The organism is Desulfobaculum sp. SPO524 (genome assembly GCF_044987625.1).
Lineage (GTDB): Bacteria > Desulfobacterota > Desulfovibrionia > Desulfovibrionales > Desulfovibrionaceae > Desulfobaculum.
The window spans coordinates 413,693-429,184 of sequence record NZ_JBJDSB010000001.1; the positions used below are offsets into that span (position 1 = coordinate 413,693).

At 61.4% G+C, this 15,492-nt stretch carries 10 protein-coding genes; 3 read left to right on the top strand and 7 right to left on the bottom strand.

What is annotated here, in order from left to right; genetic code table 11:
- Positions 1 to 249: 249 nt before the first annotated feature.
- Both ACI3L3_RS01790 and ACI3L3_RS01795 read left to right on the top strand, forming a co-directional pair.
- The gene (locus ACI3L3_RS01790; protein ID WP_404843376.1) at positions 250 to 2,922 is read left to right on the top strand and encodes an HDOD domain-containing protein; all 2,673 of its coding nucleotides are present in this window, start codon (positions 250 to 252) and stop codon (positions 2,920 to 2,922) included.
- On the top strand, positions 2,919 to 4,448 hold the full coding sequence (locus ACI3L3_RS01795) for a MinD/ParA family protein (RefSeq protein WP_404843377.1): 1,530 nt from the start codon (positions 2,919 to 2,921) through the stop codon (positions 4,446 to 4,448). The genes ACI3L3_RS01790 and ACI3L3_RS01795 overlap by 4 nt, the downstream gene beginning before the upstream one ends.
- 204 nt (positions 4,449 to 4,652) lie before the next feature.
- Here the strand turns inward: ACI3L3_RS01795 and ACI3L3_RS01800 are convergent, their stop codons facing one another.
- The 5 genes from ACI3L3_RS01800 to ACI3L3_RS01820 form a co-directional block, all read right to left on the bottom strand.
- The gene (locus ACI3L3_RS01800; protein WP_404843378.1) at positions 4,653 to 5,960 is read right to left on the bottom strand and encodes an OmpP1/FadL family transporter; all 1,308 of its coding nucleotides are present in this window, start codon (positions 5,958 to 5,960) and stop codon (positions 4,653 to 4,655) included.
- Positions 5,961 to 6,530: 570 nt separating this feature from the next.
- A complete protein-coding gene (pyk, locus tag ACI3L3_RS01805) occupies positions 6,531 to 7,955 on the bottom strand; it encodes a pyruvate kinase (RefSeq protein WP_404843379.1) in 1,425 nt (474 codons plus the stop codon).
- A 206-nt stretch (positions 7,956 to 8,161) separates the two neighbouring features.
- Positions 8,162 to 9,139 carry a UDP-glucuronic acid decarboxylase family protein gene (locus ACI3L3_RS01810; protein WP_404843380.1) on the bottom strand — a complete coding sequence of 326 codons (978 nt, stop codon included), beginning with the start codon at positions 9,137 to 9,139 and terminating at the stop codon, positions 8,162 to 8,164.
- 249 nt (positions 9,140 to 9,388) lie between these two features.
- A complete protein-coding gene (locus ACI3L3_RS01815; RefSeq protein ID WP_404843381.1) occupies positions 9,389 to 10,990 on the bottom strand; it encodes a sodium:solute symporter in 1,602 nt (533 codons plus the stop codon).
- A complete protein-coding gene (locus ACI3L3_RS01820; protein ID WP_404843382.1) occupies positions 10,987 to 11,145 on the bottom strand; it encodes a symporter small accessory protein in 159 nt (52 codons plus the stop codon). The genes ACI3L3_RS01815 and ACI3L3_RS01820 overlap by 4 nt, the downstream gene beginning before the upstream one ends.
- Positions 11,146 to 11,339: 194 nt before the next feature.
- Between ACI3L3_RS01820 and pgi the strand changes: the two genes are divergently transcribed.
- Positions 11,340 to 12,980: a glucose-6-phosphate isomerase gene (gene pgi, locus ACI3L3_RS01825; RefSeq protein ID WP_404843383.1), complete on the top strand. Its 1,641-nt coding sequence runs from the start codon at positions 11,340 to 11,342 to the stop codon at positions 12,978 to 12,980.
- 96 nt (positions 12,981 to 13,076) lie between these two features.
- Here the strand turns inward: pgi and ACI3L3_RS01830 are convergent, their stop codons facing one another.
- A complete protein-coding gene (locus ACI3L3_RS01830; RefSeq protein WP_404843384.1) occupies positions 13,077 to 14,591 on the bottom strand; it encodes an L-lactate permease in 1,515 nt (504 codons plus the stop codon).
- Between the two features lie 678 nt (positions 14,592 to 15,269).
- On the bottom strand, positions 15,270 to 15,452 hold the full coding sequence (locus ACI3L3_RS01835) for a hypothetical protein (protein ID WP_404843385.1): 183 nt from the start codon (positions 15,450 to 15,452) through the stop codon (positions 15,270 to 15,272).
- Positions 15,453 to 15,492 lie beyond the last annotated feature (40 nt).

The following is a 15,492-nucleotide window of genomic DNA, read 5'->3' on the forward strand; positions in this document are numbered from 1 at the left end:
GCCCTGTTTGGAAAGCGTGCGAATTTGCGGGAGATGTCGCGGCCGGGGGGCCACTTTCTCAGTTGCTCTCCTGCCATACATGACGGCGGCGCACCTTGTCCAGACGGCGCAGTGGGCCTTTGTTCCGGCGTGGCGCATCCCCCCTCGGCTTTTGCCTTTTTTGCCTACTTCCAGTAATGCGGAGAACAGAAGATCCGTTCCGGACCCGCTCCCCGGTCCACCGCACACCCGTTACGAAAAAGGCTGGCCATGCACTCCGACGAATCCAGAACTTCCGGCGGCGCTGATGTCAAAGCCGTCATCCGCCACATTGAGCAACTGCCCGCACCGCCGCCCGTGGCCGTAAAAATCCTGACCGAAGTCATGGAGGAAACGGCGGACTTCGTCCATATTTCCCCCCTTATCGAGTCCGACCCGGCGCTGACCGTCAAGGTCCTGCGCATGGCCAACAGCATGAAGTACGACTACCGCGGCCACATTGAAAATGTGGAGCAGGCGCTGTCTACCATTGGCTTCACCAGCCTCAAGAACGCCATGCTCTCTGTCATCATCCGCGACACGTTCTTTGCGGAGCCGCAGCAGGGCGACACCAACCTGACGAACATCTGGAAGCACACCCTCGCCAGTGCCGTGGCGACGGAATTGCTGGCTGAGGAGGTTGCGCCGGAACTTGCGTCCGTGGCCTTTACCGCCGGAATGGTGCACGACTGCGGCAAACTTGTCCTGCTCATGGCGATGCCGCATGTCTACGAACGCCTGCTGGACGAGAGCAAAACCACGGGCGCGCCCATGCTGGACCTTGAAACCGAGGCCATTGGCGTGGACCACACGCAAGCCGGAAAATGGCTGCTCCAGCAGTGGCAGCTCCCCGCCCGCCTGACGGATGCGGCGTGGCTGCACCATCAAACGCCGGACGCCCTTGCGGGGCTGGGAGTGGACCGTAGACTTATTACCTTGGTCCAGCTCGGAAACCTGCTGGCGCATGACGTGATGGTGGATGGCTGGTCGCGCCCGCAGGACACCACGCGCGACGCACTGGTGGCGCACTTTGGCCTGACGGACGATGCGGTGGAGGCCATCAAAAGCCGCATCGGGCACGGGTACGCCAAGCGCGCGGCCATTTTTGATCTGGATGCCGACGCGGCACGGTTCTATTTCGAGGCACTGCAGCGCGCCAATGCCAGCCTTGCGGGCATGAACGCAAACCTCTTCGACACGTCGGAGCGCCTGCGCCGCGCGGGGCGCATTCTGGAGACCATTGGCGTCGTGGGGCCAAGCCTTGCCGCCATGCACGACCCGTGGGACGCATTTATCCTTATGGCTTCCACCATGCGCACGCGCCTTGGCTCGCGCGAGGGCTTTGTGTACCGCGTCAATGCAGACCTCCCGGCCATGGAGGGACTGTACTGGAACGGCACCACCACGCAGGAACTGCGCCTGCCCCTCACCGAAGAGCTTGCCCTGCCACAGGATGCGGCGGAAACCATCCCATCCGGCGCGCTCGCCGCGGTTCTGACGGGCTACCTGTCGCGCTCGCCCGTGCCGGATGGCGAAGCGCCAACGCGCCTTATCGTGCAGTCGCCGTTTTGCATTGCGCCGCTCGCAACGGGCAGCGCCTTTATTGGGGAAATGCTTTTTGTGCCCGAACAGCCCTCTGCGCGGCTGCTGACGCAGGAGCACATCGGCTACTGCCAGCTTGCCGGACTGCTGGCCGCCACGCTGGAGCGCCTTGACCTGCTGGCGCGGCTCGAAAGCCGGGCGGAGCACCTTGCCACCACCCTGCGCAAGCTCAAAGGCCTCAACTCCAAACTGGTGCAGGCCGAACGCCTCGCCGCCGTGGGCCAGCTTGCCGCCGGGGCCGCGCACGAAATCAACAACCCCCTTGCCATCATCTACGCGCGCACGCAGCTCATGGAGCACCGCGAGCAGGACGAGAAAAAAAAGCGCGACCTCAGCCAGATGAAGGAGCAGATTGAGCGCATCACGTCCATCCTCAGCAATCTGATGGACTTTGCGCGCCCCATGCCGCCCAAGATGCAAAAGACAAACCTTGCGGACGTGGTCACGCGGACGCTGGCCCTTGTGCGCGGCGAAATGGGCAAGCAGGGCATCCGGCTGGAGACCGACCTTGCCCCGGATTTGCCCCACATTCTTGGCGACGCCAACCAACTGGAGCAGGTGCTCCTCAACCTTGTCATCAACGCGGAACACGCCATTACCGAGCGCGAAGACCCGGCTACGCCGGGGCGCATCCACGTCCGGACCCGCCTGACGGGCAGTGGCCGCCGCGCGGTGCTCACGGTGACGGACAACGGCGTGGGCATGACGAATGAAACCCTCAAAAAAATTTTCGACCCCTTCTACTCCACCAAGGAGGAAGGTAAGGGCACGGGCCTTGGGCTGTCCACGTCCTACAGCATTGTTGCGGGACATGACGGCGAAATGACGTACGAAAGCGCGCCGGGGCGCGGCACCACCGCCCGCGTGACCCTGCCCCTTGCCACGCCGGACGCGCAGGCCAGCACGCCCACTCCCGCCCCAGCGCCGCCTGTGGATGACGCCATCCTTGTCGTAGACGACGAACGCCACATCCGCGACATCCTCAGCGAATCGCTGGAGGCCAAGGGCTACCGCGTTGAGACCGCCTGCAATGGTGAAGAAGGCCTTGCCCGCCTTGCTTCCCACAGCTACCGCCTGCTGCTTTTGGACCTACGCATGCCCTCGCGCGACGGGCTGTCCCTACTGACCCACGTGCAGGACAAGCTAGCGGACATGCCCGTTGTCATCCTGACGGGTATGGCCGGTCCGGACGAGGTCGACCAAGCCATGCGTCTTGGGGCAAGGCGGTGCATCCGCAAGCCCTTTGAGATAAACGCCCTGCTGACCGAAGTGGAGACCCTGCTGGGGAAGGAGGAGTCATGACGCACATGCCACCGGGAGAATCGCCCACGCGCATCCTGTCCATCGCCAGCGGCAAAGGCGGCGTGGGCAAGACCAACGTCACCGTCAACCTTGCGTGGGCACTGGGCGAAATGGGCCACAGCGTGTGCATTCTGGATGCAGACCTCGGGCTGTCCAACGTGGACATCCTGCTGGGCATCCAGCCCCGCCACACGCTGGAGGACGTCCTCTTTGACGACCTGCCCATGCGTGAGGCCATCATGCCCGTCGGTCCCGGTGTGGACCTTATTTCCGGCGCATCCGGCGTGCCCCGGCTGGCCGAGCTTACCCGCCCCATGCGCAAGCGTCTGGTGACGCAGTGCGCCTCCCTTGGCAGTTATGACTACATCATTATCGACAATTCACCGGGCATTACCGCGCAGGTGACCTCGCTGTGCCTGTCCGCCAAGGACGTCATCCTTGTGGTGAACCCGGAGGCCACCTCCATCACCGACGCCTACGCCCTGACCAAAGTCCTCTCGCGCGAGGGGCTGTGGTGGATGCCGCGCATCCTCGTCAACCGCGCCCGCAGCGCCAAACAGGCGCGGCTCATCTTTGAAAAGCTGCGCGCCACGGCTGGCCAGCGCCTTGGGCTGAACTGCTCCTTCCTCGGGCATATTCCGGAGGACAGAAGCATCGCCTCGGCCTCGGCATTTCAGCGCCCCCTTATGGAGACGCACCCCGGCTCCAACGCGGCCATGGCTCTGCGGAACGTGGCCTCGCGCATCCGCTCCACCGCCGTGTCCAAAAACCGCATGATCAGCCCGCACCGTTTTCTGGATGCCTCGGTCATGCGGCTGAAGCAAACCACGGACGCCCCGCGAAAGGCCCCCGCCACAGGAGCGTCAACGCCCATCCTGCGCCACGCCATCCACGAACTGGACCGCATCGACGCCTTGCTTGAAAGCATCGACACGGACGTCAGCCCCGCGCAGACTGCGGCCACACGCTCCGTGGTTCGAAAGCGCATCAGCGACCTGCGCGCCCGGCTCCAAAGCTCCCATACGGCGCCCCCTGCGGCCCAGCCCGCGCCGCTTCGGCCCATCTCCCAACAGCCCGCACCCCTGCGTGCGCCTCAAGATGCATTTGAAGGCGACACTTCCAGCACCCCGGCGGAGCCGAAGATGGAGCCTGCCGCCCCGCCTGTGGAGCGGCACCCCGCGCTGCTTCTGTGCCCGGACGATGCCCTGCGCGACCTGCTGGTGGAAATGCTGACGGATACGGGTTACCGGGTGGACCTTGCGCCGCTGCCCACGCGCTCGTCCATGCCGGACTTTGCGCCCTACCGCCTTGGCGTGGTGTGCTGGGACGGCCCGGCCGCGCATATTGAAAGCCTGCTGGCGCGCACCGGGGAGACGCCTGTGGTGTGGCTGCGCGGCTACCGCCGGCCCCCGGCGGCAGAACCGCACCTTGCCCCGCAGGTCACGGTTATCGACAAGCCCTTTTCCGTCTCGGACCTGCGCCGCACCTTCACGGAAGCGGCAAAGCCCGCGCACGAGGTGGCGTAACGGCGCGCACGCCACTCCTCTGGCGCAAGCGCCCGGCTTCGTCCTCCAGCCGCCCGTGAATGGTGAACGGCTGGGCACCACACTGATGGACCGGCGGCGAACGCCTCCGCCCTTCTCCCCCTGCACGACACTTTTCCAAAACAAAAGCGGCCCGGATGTCCAAGGACATCCGGGCCGCGTGTTTTTCGCGTCTTCAGCGGGCTGCTAGAAGTCGTAGCCCACGGTCACGCCCACAAGGTGGGTGAAGGTGTTGTGTCCCTTGGAGTCGTAGATGGCCTCGGCCTTGCGCTCATCAAAGTGGCGCTCCTCGGCGACGAGGTAGGTGTAGGACAGGTCGAGGGTCCAATGCTCGTCAAAGCGGAAGCCGGTACCGGCGGAGAACAGGTGCCTGTCGCCCGTGGGCAACAGGTACTCGGCGTATTCGTCCTCGATGGGGGACTGGTCGAACACGTAGCCACCGCGCAGGGTCAGCCAGTCGTTGTACTGGTACTCCGCACCAAGCTGCACGCGGATGGTGTCGTTGTAGTCCTTGGTGGAGCTGGTGCTCAAGGCTGGAACATCTTCGTTTTCGATGTTCAGCTCATTGTACAGGCTCCAGTTGGTCCACACGAGGTCGGCTTCCACGGAAAGGCGATCCGTCACGTTGTAGGACACGCCGGCAAAGATTTCATCAGGCAGGATGATGGTCGCGCCAGCATTGGCGGTCTTCAGCAATGGCTTCAAATTGTTATCCATTGTCGCATCATCATAGGAAAAGCTGACCTCGCCGTTCACTTCCTGCTTCACCTGACTGCGATATGTCAGGCCAAAAGCAAGGTCGTCATTATACTGGTAGTGCATGGCCAGCATCAGACCCATTCCGAGGCTGTCGCCCTCAAGCGCGGAGTCGAAGTCGGAACCGTAGGTCGAAGGGTTGTAAACTCCATCTGCACTCGGAGCGATTCCATGCTTCACCTTCAAGGCATTCTGATCCACTACCTTCTCCTGCCGGAACTTGAACCACATGAACTCCGGGCCGATGGCGAGGGAGAGCTTGTCGTTGGCTTTCCATGCGATGGAGGGGCTAAAGGACACCGTTTCGATGCCCGCGTAGTTCACGTTGTAGCGGCCGGACCAGTCTTCCTCGAACTCCGTGCCAAGGCCGAAGCGGGAGAACGTGGCGAGGTTGATCCACAGGTTTTCACCCTGCTGGTAGGTGAAGTACATGTGCGGCGGAATCCATACATTGGATTTGCCCGTGGCGTCGCCGTACTTGTCATCATCAAAGGTGATGGTGGAGTACGGATTAATGGCCGTGAACCCGGCCTGAAAGTGCGTACCGGGCAGATTGGTCACGTTGGCGGGGTTAAAGACAGCCGTGGAGGCATCGGGCGTGCGGGCTATGAGCGCACCGCCCAGCGCGTTGCCGCGCGCGCTATATTCGTACAGGCCATACCCCGCGGCCTGAACATTCTGGAATGCGCACATCACGATGAGCGCCGTCAGGACAAGACACTTCAAAACAGATTTCATACAACCCTCTCTTCATCATCTCAGCTGCATCAGTGATTCGGGACCGACGTATTGCGGTGTCAATTATCCGCCGCCTGAACATGGCGTGCGCCATTGATACGGCATAGTTCACCGCCGAGATAAACCGTTGTGCTTAACAATAAATTGCGAACGCAATTTTACCGGCACCGATTCAAAACTTTTGGAATCCGGACGGCATACCCTAATTCCTTGCAGATGACTAGTCTTGTCAGAAATGCCGCTGTGCACGCCTCGCAAAACGCAGCGCCCATATTTTCACAGCACAAAACGAAAAACACACCGCACCGAGCAGGCCGGATACACACAACAGCCTCGCCGCAGAATGCATCACGGCGCTACACACCATTTTTCATACACGAAGTGCCACGACCACACCCGTCAACACACATCAAGTACACACAACCCATCACCACAACTCCACGCCACAGCATACAGGTATCCGCCCTTGGATTTTGCACAGGAAAAGTGCCCCCAACCCACGCCACCCACGCAAAAGCGCCCCGCAGCCGTCGGCTGCGGGGCGCTGTCTGTTTCCGAAGAAAAAAGTTTCTACTTATAGAACAATTTAATGGTGTTCGTTTTGGTCTCGGGCTGTCCCGGCGGATGCGGCTGCCCTGAAGTAATGACCACAGAGTGTCCGGGGGCTATGCTCTCCTCGGCCCGCACAAAGGCAATAGCGCGCTGAAGGTGGCTTTCAATGCTGGAGTCCGTACCCCGCGGCACCACACCCCAGAAAAAGTTCAGCATCCGTAGCGCCTTTTCATCCGGCGACAGCGCATACATGACCAGCGACGGCCTGCGGCTGGACAGCATCCGCGCCGTGCTGCCGCTGGTGGAATGGCAGACCAGCGCCGCGCTTTCGGCATGCTCGGCCACCACGCAGGCGGAATAGGCAAGGTACTTGACGATGTTCTTCTCCGGACTCGGCCGGAAGGCGCCGCCAAGGCGCTCCAGATAGTAGTCCTCGCAGTACTGGGCAATGCCCTGGATATACGCGCAGGTCTCCACGGGATAGTTGCCGATGGCCGTCTCCTCGGACAGCATCACGCAGTCCGCGCCGTCCATAACGGCGTTGCCCACGTCCGTTGCCTCGGCGCGGGTGGGGCCGGGATTCTTGACCATGGACAGCATCATCTGCGTGGCGACGATGACGGCCTTCTGCTTGTGGCGGCAGGCGCGGATAATCCGCTTTTGCACCACGGGCAGGGTGGACAGCGAGCACTCCACGCCAAGGTCGCCGCGCGCCACCATGATGGCGTCCGCCGCCTCAACAATGGACTCCACATTCTCCACAGCGCGCTTGCGCTCCAGCTTGGCAACCACGGGCACCGACGACCCATGCTGGGCAATCAGGTCCTTCAGCTCCTTCACATCCGCCGCCGTCTGCACAAAGGACATGGCAACAGCGTCCAGCCCGATGGGCAGGCCTTCGGCGAGGTCCTGCTTGTCCTTTTCCGTCAGGGCGGGAAGCGGGTGAATTTTGTCCGGGAAGGCAATGCCCTTGTGCGAGGTGAGCAGGCCTTCGGTATTGGCCTCCATCTCGAACAGTTCGTCCTGTTCCTGCACCTCGGTCACGGTAAAGCGCAGCATGCCGTCGGCAAGGTACACCGCGTCGCCAACGCCAAGCCCCTGCAAAAGTTCGGGCACATCAAGGCTGACAAAAGTCCGGCCAATGGTCTGCGGCTGGTAGCTCGGCAGGCCAAGGAGCACCCGGTCGCCCTTGTTGATCTGCAAGGGGGAGCCTTCCACCTCCCCGATGCGGATTTTGGGACCACACAGGTCGCCCATGATGGTCAGGCGGATGCCGGTCTCCTGCTCCAGCTTGCGGATATCCGCCACCACGGGCTTGAAGGCCTCGGCATTGGAATGCGAAAAATTCAAACGAAAAATGCGGACCCCGTGCTCCACCATACCCTTCATGATGTCGTACTTCATGGAGGCTGGTCCGAGCGTGGCGATGATCTTCGTTCGCATACTATCCTTCCGGGTTTAGACGTTCGTGCCCGTCCCTCATTTCGTGTGCCGCCGCCAAGGGCGCGTGCCCAGACGGCGCAGGACGGGAAGCGCGGGGAGTTCAACTCCCGCTCCCATCCACGAATACCAAACTCCAGCCCCAAGCAAAAGGGCCGAAGCACGCGCAGGGGAAAACCCGCCCCGCGGATACCGCTCCGGCCCCGGCGTTAGTTCAGACGGCCCAGGGAGATGTCGTCCATTTCGCGCAGCAGGTCGTCAAAATACGCGATGGTGCTCTTCAGGCCATCACGCAGCGCGACCCTCGGCTCCCAGCCCAACGTCTCACGGGCGAAGGTGATGTCCGGCTTGCGCTGGGTGGGGTCGTCGCCGGGCAGGGGCTTAAAGTCGATGGAGGAGCGGCTGCCGGTCATCTCGATAACGATTTCCGCCAGCTCCAAAATGGTGAACTCGCCGGGGTTGCCAAGATTCATGGGCCCGGTCACCTCGTCCGGCGCGTCCATCAAGCGAACAAAGCCTTCAATCAAGTCGTCCACGTAGCAGAAGGAGCGCGTCTGCGAACCGTCGCCGTACACCGTGATGGGCTTACCGCGCAGCGCCTGCGTGATGAAGTTGGACACCACGCGACCGTCGTTGGGGTGCATGCGCGGGCCATAGGTATTGAAGATGCGCGCCACCTTGATGCCCAGCCCGTGCTGGCGGTGGTAGTCGAAAAACAGCGTCTCGGCGCAGCGTTTGCCCTCGTCGTAGCATGCGCGGCGTCCAATGGGATTCACGCGGCCCCAGTAGGCCTCGTTTTGCGGATGCACCTCCGGGTCGCCGTAGACCTCGGATGTGGAGGCCTGAAAAATTTTGGCGCGCGTGCGCTTGGCAAGGCCCAGCATATTGATGGCCCCGTGGATGGACGTCTTGGTGGTCTGCACCGGGTCGTGCTGGTAATGGATGGGCGAGGCCGGACAGGCCAGATTATAAATCTCGTCGCACTCCACATACAGCGGAAAGGTCACGTCGTGCCGCATCAGCTCAAAGTACGGGTTATCCAGCAGATGCGTAATATTGCGCCGCGCACCCGTGAAGTAGTTGTCCACGCACAGCACGTCGCAGCCATCATTCAGCAGCCGCTCGCACAAAAACGAGCCAAGGAATCCCGCGCCACCGGTCACAAGCACGCGCTTTCTGATATGCATCGTCAATCCTCTGTCCTAGGAAGGGTTTCGGAGCGCCGACGGATTCCCGACGCGCCCCACCAAAGCGGAGCCATGCAAGCAAGAATCGCACCTGCCCCGCTCACGGCGCGTGGGCGCACCACAGGGCAATGCATCACCATACCTATCATACACAGCGCCCCTCGCACCAGCACAGCGCACCGATATGCCAAGAAAAAAGGGGAACGCGCCACGCGCGTTCCCCTGTAGGTCGATTCATTGTGCCCAGCGTCAGCGGAAATACCGCCAGCACCGCGCAACGTGCGCGGCGTCCATTGGCTGGGTCATGCGGCTGACCACCACCGCCAGGGTCATGCTCACGGGCAGGGCCACCACGTTGGGGTCCAGCCATTGCAGCAGCCACAACGTGCTGCCCTCCGGCGCGGCCGCCGCAAGGGACGGCACACCAGCAACAGCCTCACACAGCCCAAGGGCCGCCGATTCCTTGAGGTGCACAAAAAGCAGCCAAAACATGGACACGGCAAAGCCGCCCATCATGGATGCTATGGCCCCGGTACGCGTCATGCCCCGCCAATACAGGCCAAGGCAATAGGCGGGCAAAAACGCCGCGCCGCACAGCCCGAAAAAGAACGCCGTCGCCCGGGCGATTACGCTCCCCGGTAGCACCCACGCCCACACAAGGGTCATGAAGATGGTCACGGCCACGCCCATCTGGGTGACCTTGAACGTTTCGCCATTGGACAGGCGCAGGGCCTTGTGGAACACGTCGCGCCCAAGGGACGTACCGCCCACATGATACTGGGACGACAGCGTACTCATGGCCGCGGCAAACATCGCCATAAGGAACAGCGCGGAGAACCACCCCGGCATAATGCGCTCGATGTACAGCGGGATAATGCGGTCATAGTTCCCCTCGGCCATGACGATGGCGATTTTGCCGAAGGTCTCATAGAACACCGCGTTGGACAGCGCGCCAACAACGTAGGGCACGCCGGGCAACAGCAGGATGAACACCCCGCCGTAGAGGACGGCGCGGTTGAGTTCCTTGTCGCTTTCCACAGTCATAAAGCGCACGGCAAGCTGAGGCTGCGCCAAGACGCCAATACCCACCCCGTAAACGATGGTGGTAAACACGGTGAGCCAGATGGGCGTGCCAAAGCGAATGCCCTGGGTCCAGCCCTCCATGCCCCCTGCGCGCAGGGATTCCGGCATCAAGTGCGCCATGGACGCCAGCGTCTGATGCGCCTGCGTCACGCCGCCCAGCTTGGAGTAGGTCACGGTAACCAGCACCACCATCATGGCGGCCATAATGGTGCCCTGAAAGGCGTCCGTGTACATCACGGCCTTCAGGCCGCCGGTAATGACGTACAGCGCAAGGATGAGCGTAAAGCCCACCATGGCTGTCTCCAGCGGAATGCCGAGGGACACCTCAATCATATGCGAGATGCCGAGCAAAACCGCCGCCGCATACACGGGGACGAACAGAAAAATCACTCCCCCGGAAAAGCCCTGAATAAAGCGCGACTGATACCGCGCCCCCAAAAGCTCGGGAAAGGTCAAACAGTCCAGCGCAAGGCCAAGGCGGCGGGTGCGCTTGCCAAGGACGGTCATGGCGAACAGCACGCCCACAGCAATATTCAAAAAGGTGAGCCACATCAGCGAAAAGCCGAACATTCCGGCAACGCCGCCAAAGCCGATAATGGCCGATGTGGAAATAAACGTCGCCCCGTAGGACATAGCCATAACAAACGGATGCATCCGCCGTCCGGCCAGCATGTAGTCCGTGGCGACCTTGGTGTCCTTCCAGCCTCTGTAGCCCAGATAGAACACCACCAGCATGTACAGGGTTGTGGCCAGAGCCTTCAGCATCATTCGTGCGGCTCCTCCCCGGAAGATGACGTACCGACCCCTTCGGCGTCCTCTCCTCCCCTGTTCCAGTTGACCACGCCGTAGATGACGCTCGCGGCGGCGGCCCCAAGGGTCAGCCACACGGCAAGCGCAACGGCGCCATTGTCAAAACCAAGCATGTCAAAGACCTCCCTATGCGAAAAAAACCGGAAGGATATCCGATTGCGAACTGGTTGAGTAGGCAATGGTTGTCCTTGCTGTCAAGAACCTCATCCGGCCGCGGCGTTGACTTCCCGCCGTGTTTCGTCCAAATTAGACTGCGAACTAAAGCGGTTATCACCTTGGTCCGAAAACCACATATAGAGGAACTGTCATGACAACCCTTACGCAGTCGGCGGCTTGGAAGGCCCTGAAGGCGCACTATGATTCCATCAAGGACGTGCACATGCGCGAGCTGTTCGACGCCGATCCCCATCGGTTCGAATCGTTCTCGCTGCGTCTGGAAGACATCCTCTTCGACTACTCCAAAAACCGCATCACGCAGGAGACCATGGACCTGCTCCTTGCCCTTGCCGCGGAGCGCGGCCTGGCTGCAAAACGCGATGCCATGTTCGCAGGCGAGCACATCAACTTCACCGAAGACCGCGCGGTGTTGCACGTGGCCCTGCGCAACCAAAGCTCGCGCCCCATCCTCGCGGACGGCAAAGATGTCATGCCCGGCGTGCGCGCCGTGCTGGCCAAGATGAAGGACTTTTCCCAGCGCGTCCGCTCCGGCGCGTGGACGGGCTTTACCGGCAAACCCATCACGGACGTGGTCAACATCGGCATTGGCGGATCGGACCTTGGGCCGCTGATGGTGGTCCGCGCCCTTGGGCACTACGCCGATGGCCCGCGCGCCCACTTCGTCTCCAATGTGGACGGCACGCACCTGAGCGAAACCCTGCGCCCCCTCTCGCCGGAAACCACCCTGTTCATCATCGCCTCCAAGACCTTTACCACGCAGGAGACCATGATGAACGCGGCCTCGGCCAAGGCGTGGCTGCTGGGGGCCACCGACGACGACAGCGCCGTGGCGAAGCACTTTGTGGCGCTGTCCACCAACACCGAGGGCGTCGCCGCCTTTGGCATCGACACCGCCAATATGTTCGAATTTTGGGACTGGGTCGGCGGACGCTACTCCCTGTGGAGCGCCATTGGCCTGTCCATTGTCCTCAGCATCGGCATGGAGCGCTTTGAGGACCTGCTGGGCGGCGCGTTCGAGGTGGACGAGCACTTCCGCACCGCCCCGCTGGAAAAGAATATTCCCGTCATCATGGGCCTCTTAGGGGTGTGGTACAACAATTTCTTCGGCTGCGGCACCCACGCCATTTTACCCTACGACCAGTACCTCGCCCGCTTCCCCGCCTATCTCCAGCAGGGGGATATGGAATCCAACGGCAAGGCCGTCAATGCCGAGGGCATCCCCGTGGACTACAGCACCGGCCCCATTATCTGGGGCGAACCCGGCACCAACGGCCAGCACGCGTTCTTCCAGCTTATCCATCAGGGCACCAAGCTCATCCCCTGCGACTTTATCGCCCCCGCGCGCAGCCTGAACCCGCTGGGCCAGCACCATGATGTGCTCATGGCCAACGTCATCGCCCAGTCCGAGGCCCTGATGCACGGGCGCACCACCGAGGAAGTGGCGCGCGAGATGCAGCGCGCAGGCGTGGACGCGGACCGCATCATCGCCATTGCCCCGCACAAGACCTTCACCGGCAACCGCCCGTCCAATACCATCCTCATGCGTGAGCTCACGCCCACCAGCCTTGGGGCGCTCATTGCGCTGTACGAGCACAAAATCTTTGTGCAGGGCGCGCTGTGGGACATCAACTCCTTTGACCAGATGGGCGTAGAGCTGGGCAAACAGCTTGCCGCCACCATCCAAAAGGAATTGGCCGACGACGTGCCCGTGGCCTCGCACGACGCCTCCACCAACGCCCTCATCAACGCCTACAAGTCCATGCGCCGCTAAGGGCGCGGCCAGATTGCATAACGAAGCCCCCGCATCGCTTAGCGACGCGGGGGCTTTTTTGACGCGTTTTCGCCGTGGGCGAAGACGTCCTGCGGGCTAGACGAAGCCCAGCATGATGACCGCGTAGGTCAGCACACCGTACAGGGCAAGGTAGCCGATGCAGACCTTGACGGTCTGGCCAAGGATTTCACCCTCGGAGCCAACAAGGCCGGTGGCGGCGGTGGCCACGGCGATGGACTGGGGCGAAATCATTTTGCCGGCGGTTGCGCCGCCGGCGCTGGCGGCAACCAGCCAGCGCGGGTCCACGCCAATCTCGCGGGCAATCTCCAGCTGCAGCTTACCAAACAGCACGTTGGAGGACGTATCGGAGCCGGTCACAAAGGTGCCAAGCGCGCCAATCATCGGGCCAATAAGCGGGAAGAAGCTGCCCGTCACGGCGGCAACCACCACGGCGATGGTGTTGATCATGCCGCTGTAGGCCATAACCTTGGCCATGGCGACAATGGCGATAACCGTCACAGCGGACATGGCAAGCTGGCGGGTGGTGTTGGCAAAAATCCCGGCAATGCGGCCAAAGGACTGCCCCTGCAGCATGCCGCCAAGGAAGGTGGCAATAATGATGAGCGTTCCCGGCGTGGCAATCCACTTAAACGTGAAGGGATGGTCGCCGTAGATGGCAACGGTGGTCTTCACGCTGGACAGCGCGTGCTTGATGCCGGGGAACAGGTTGCTGCACAGGATGATGAAGGCAAAAATAAGAATGTAGGGCAGCCACGCCATAAACTTGTCACGGCCGGAGGTGCCGTCCGTAGCTTCGCCGGCGGTGTGGCGGTACATGGTGCGCGCCACCAGCGTGGTGACGGCCATGCTGCACACACTGCCCGCCAAACAGGGCAGCTCCGCGCCAAGGTACTTGGCAACCATCAACTGCGGCAGGGCAAAGGACACGCCAGACACGAGAGTGATAAAGAACACACCCTTCACGCCGCGCACGCTCTTTTCCGTCAGCATCACCAGCAGGAAGGTGATAACCATGATGAACGGCGTCAGCTGCAGTGCGGTGAAATAGCTCAGCTCCGTGACGGGCAGGCCGGTGACGCTCGCCATGGTGGTCACCGGAATGCCGATGGCGCCAAAGGCTGTGGGCACGGTGTTGGCAACCAGACAGATAATGGCGGCGAACAGCGGATTAAAGCCCATGGCCGCAAGGATGCTGGCGGGGATGGCCACAGCGGTGCCGTAGCCCGCAACGCCCTCAAGGAAGCCGCCAAAGCCCCACGCGATAATCAGCACGAGGATGCGCCTGTCCGTGGTGATGGACGAGAGCATGCCCTTGATGATTTCCATGCTGCCGGTGGCGATGGACAGGTTGTAGGTAAACACGGCCGCGATGATGACGATCATGATGGGCCACACGGCGAGGGCGGCGCCCTCCAGCGCCGCGCCGGCGGCATCCGCTACAGGCATCTGCCACCAGCCGAACACGGCAATGGCAAGGGTGGCGACAAGGGTAGCCGTACAGGTTTTGTAGGCGGGCAGTCGCAGAACGCCCAGCGAGAACATGAGCCAGATGATAGGGAGGATAGCCACCCCGAATTGCAGGAATTCCATTGTACCTCTTCCAGATAACATGACGTTTACACAACATGCGGCCCTACCAGCCGCGGACCCCACACAATCCCTGCACCTGCTCACTCCGGCACAAATCCGGAGCACTTTTCCCCTGCAGGAAGATACTGGTTGTGCGCTCAAACAGTCCTGTGCGTCAAAGCTGTTTGGTTGCACAAACAGTATTGCAGGCCATCCACACGAATTTCTTCGTGTACAACAGCGAAAGTGAATGACCAGAAAGCTCAGCGAAAGTCAAGCTTGTGCAAGTTCACACAATCCCGTCATACGGGGATATTCCTGCATTCCGCCATCTGTTGCTTACGCATTTTAAGCACACACCCCACCGCCATAGCGCCCCGCACAAGAGTGCCCATGCATTGCAAAAAAAGTTTACTGCAGAGCGCAAAACAAAACAGGCCGCAGTTCCCACTTCAATGGGAACTGCGGCCTGTTTCAGGCAGATGCCGCGGCACTGCCGGATGTCCTGAGCCTATGCCTTCACGACGGACGCCGAAAGCAGTACAGCCAGCACATAGAGCGCCACGCCAAGAACGATGCGAAGCGCCAGCATGGGTTTTTTCTTCATGACTGGTCCCAGACTCCTTTCCGGATGAAAGCACGCTTTAAGCATTCTCATGCAGCACCACATAGCACCACCGCAGCAGAAAGAAAAGCCTTTCAAAACGTCCATTTTTCCGATCCCTTGACCCAATCGCCAGAAAATCCGGGCAGTTGCCGATTTTCGTTTTGCAAAGGAATTTGCCCATGTGCGACATTTTCCTCGCTAAACAGCTTAAAACATGTGCTTTTCCGTTGCCCCAAAGCCAAATACTCACCGTGGAGCGGCGCGTGTTCCTCCATGCGGCACATCCTGCTCCATGCCTGCCCCCCTTGCAGGCTA

What these genes read in the sequence shown, in the direction of transcription:
- ACI3L3_RS01790 (WP_404843376.1), top strand. Translation starts at nt 250, where the DNA reads ATGCACTCCGACGAATCCAGAACTTCCGGCGGCGCTGATGTCAAAGCC.
- ACI3L3_RS01795 (WP_404843377.1), top strand. Translation starts at nt 2,919, where the DNA reads ATGACGCACATGCCACCGGGAGAATCGCCCACGCGCATCCTGTCCATC.
- ACI3L3_RS01800 (WP_404843378.1), bottom strand. Translation starts at nt 5,960, where the DNA reads ATGAAATCTGTTTTGAAGTGTCTTGTCCTGACGGCGCTCATCGTGATG.
- pyk (WP_404843379.1), bottom strand. Translation starts at nt 7,955, where the DNA reads ATGCGAACGAAGATCATCGCCACGCTCGGACCAGCCTCCATGAAGTAC.
- ACI3L3_RS01810 (WP_404843380.1), bottom strand. Translation starts at nt 9,139, where the DNA reads ATGCATATCAGAAAGCGCGTGCTTGTGACCGGTGGCGCGGGATTCCTT.
- ACI3L3_RS01815 (WP_404843381.1), bottom strand. Translation starts at nt 10,990, where the DNA reads ATGATGCTGAAGGCTCTGGCCACAACCCTGTACATGCTGGTGGTGTTC.
- ACI3L3_RS01820 (WP_404843382.1), bottom strand. Translation starts at nt 11,145, where the DNA reads ATGCTTGGTTTTGACAATGGCGCCGTTGCGCTTGCCGTGTGGCTGACC.
- pgi (WP_404843383.1), top strand. Translation starts at nt 11,340, where the DNA reads ATGACAACCCTTACGCAGTCGGCGGCTTGGAAGGCCCTGAAGGCGCAC.
- ACI3L3_RS01830 (WP_404843384.1), bottom strand. Translation starts at nt 14,591, where the DNA reads ATGGAATTCCTGCAATTCGGGGTGGCTATCCTCCCTATCATCTGGCTC.
- ACI3L3_RS01835 (WP_404843385.1), bottom strand. Translation starts at nt 15,452, where the DNA reads ATGGAGGAACACGCGCCGCTCCACGGTGAGTATTTGGCTTTGGGGCAA.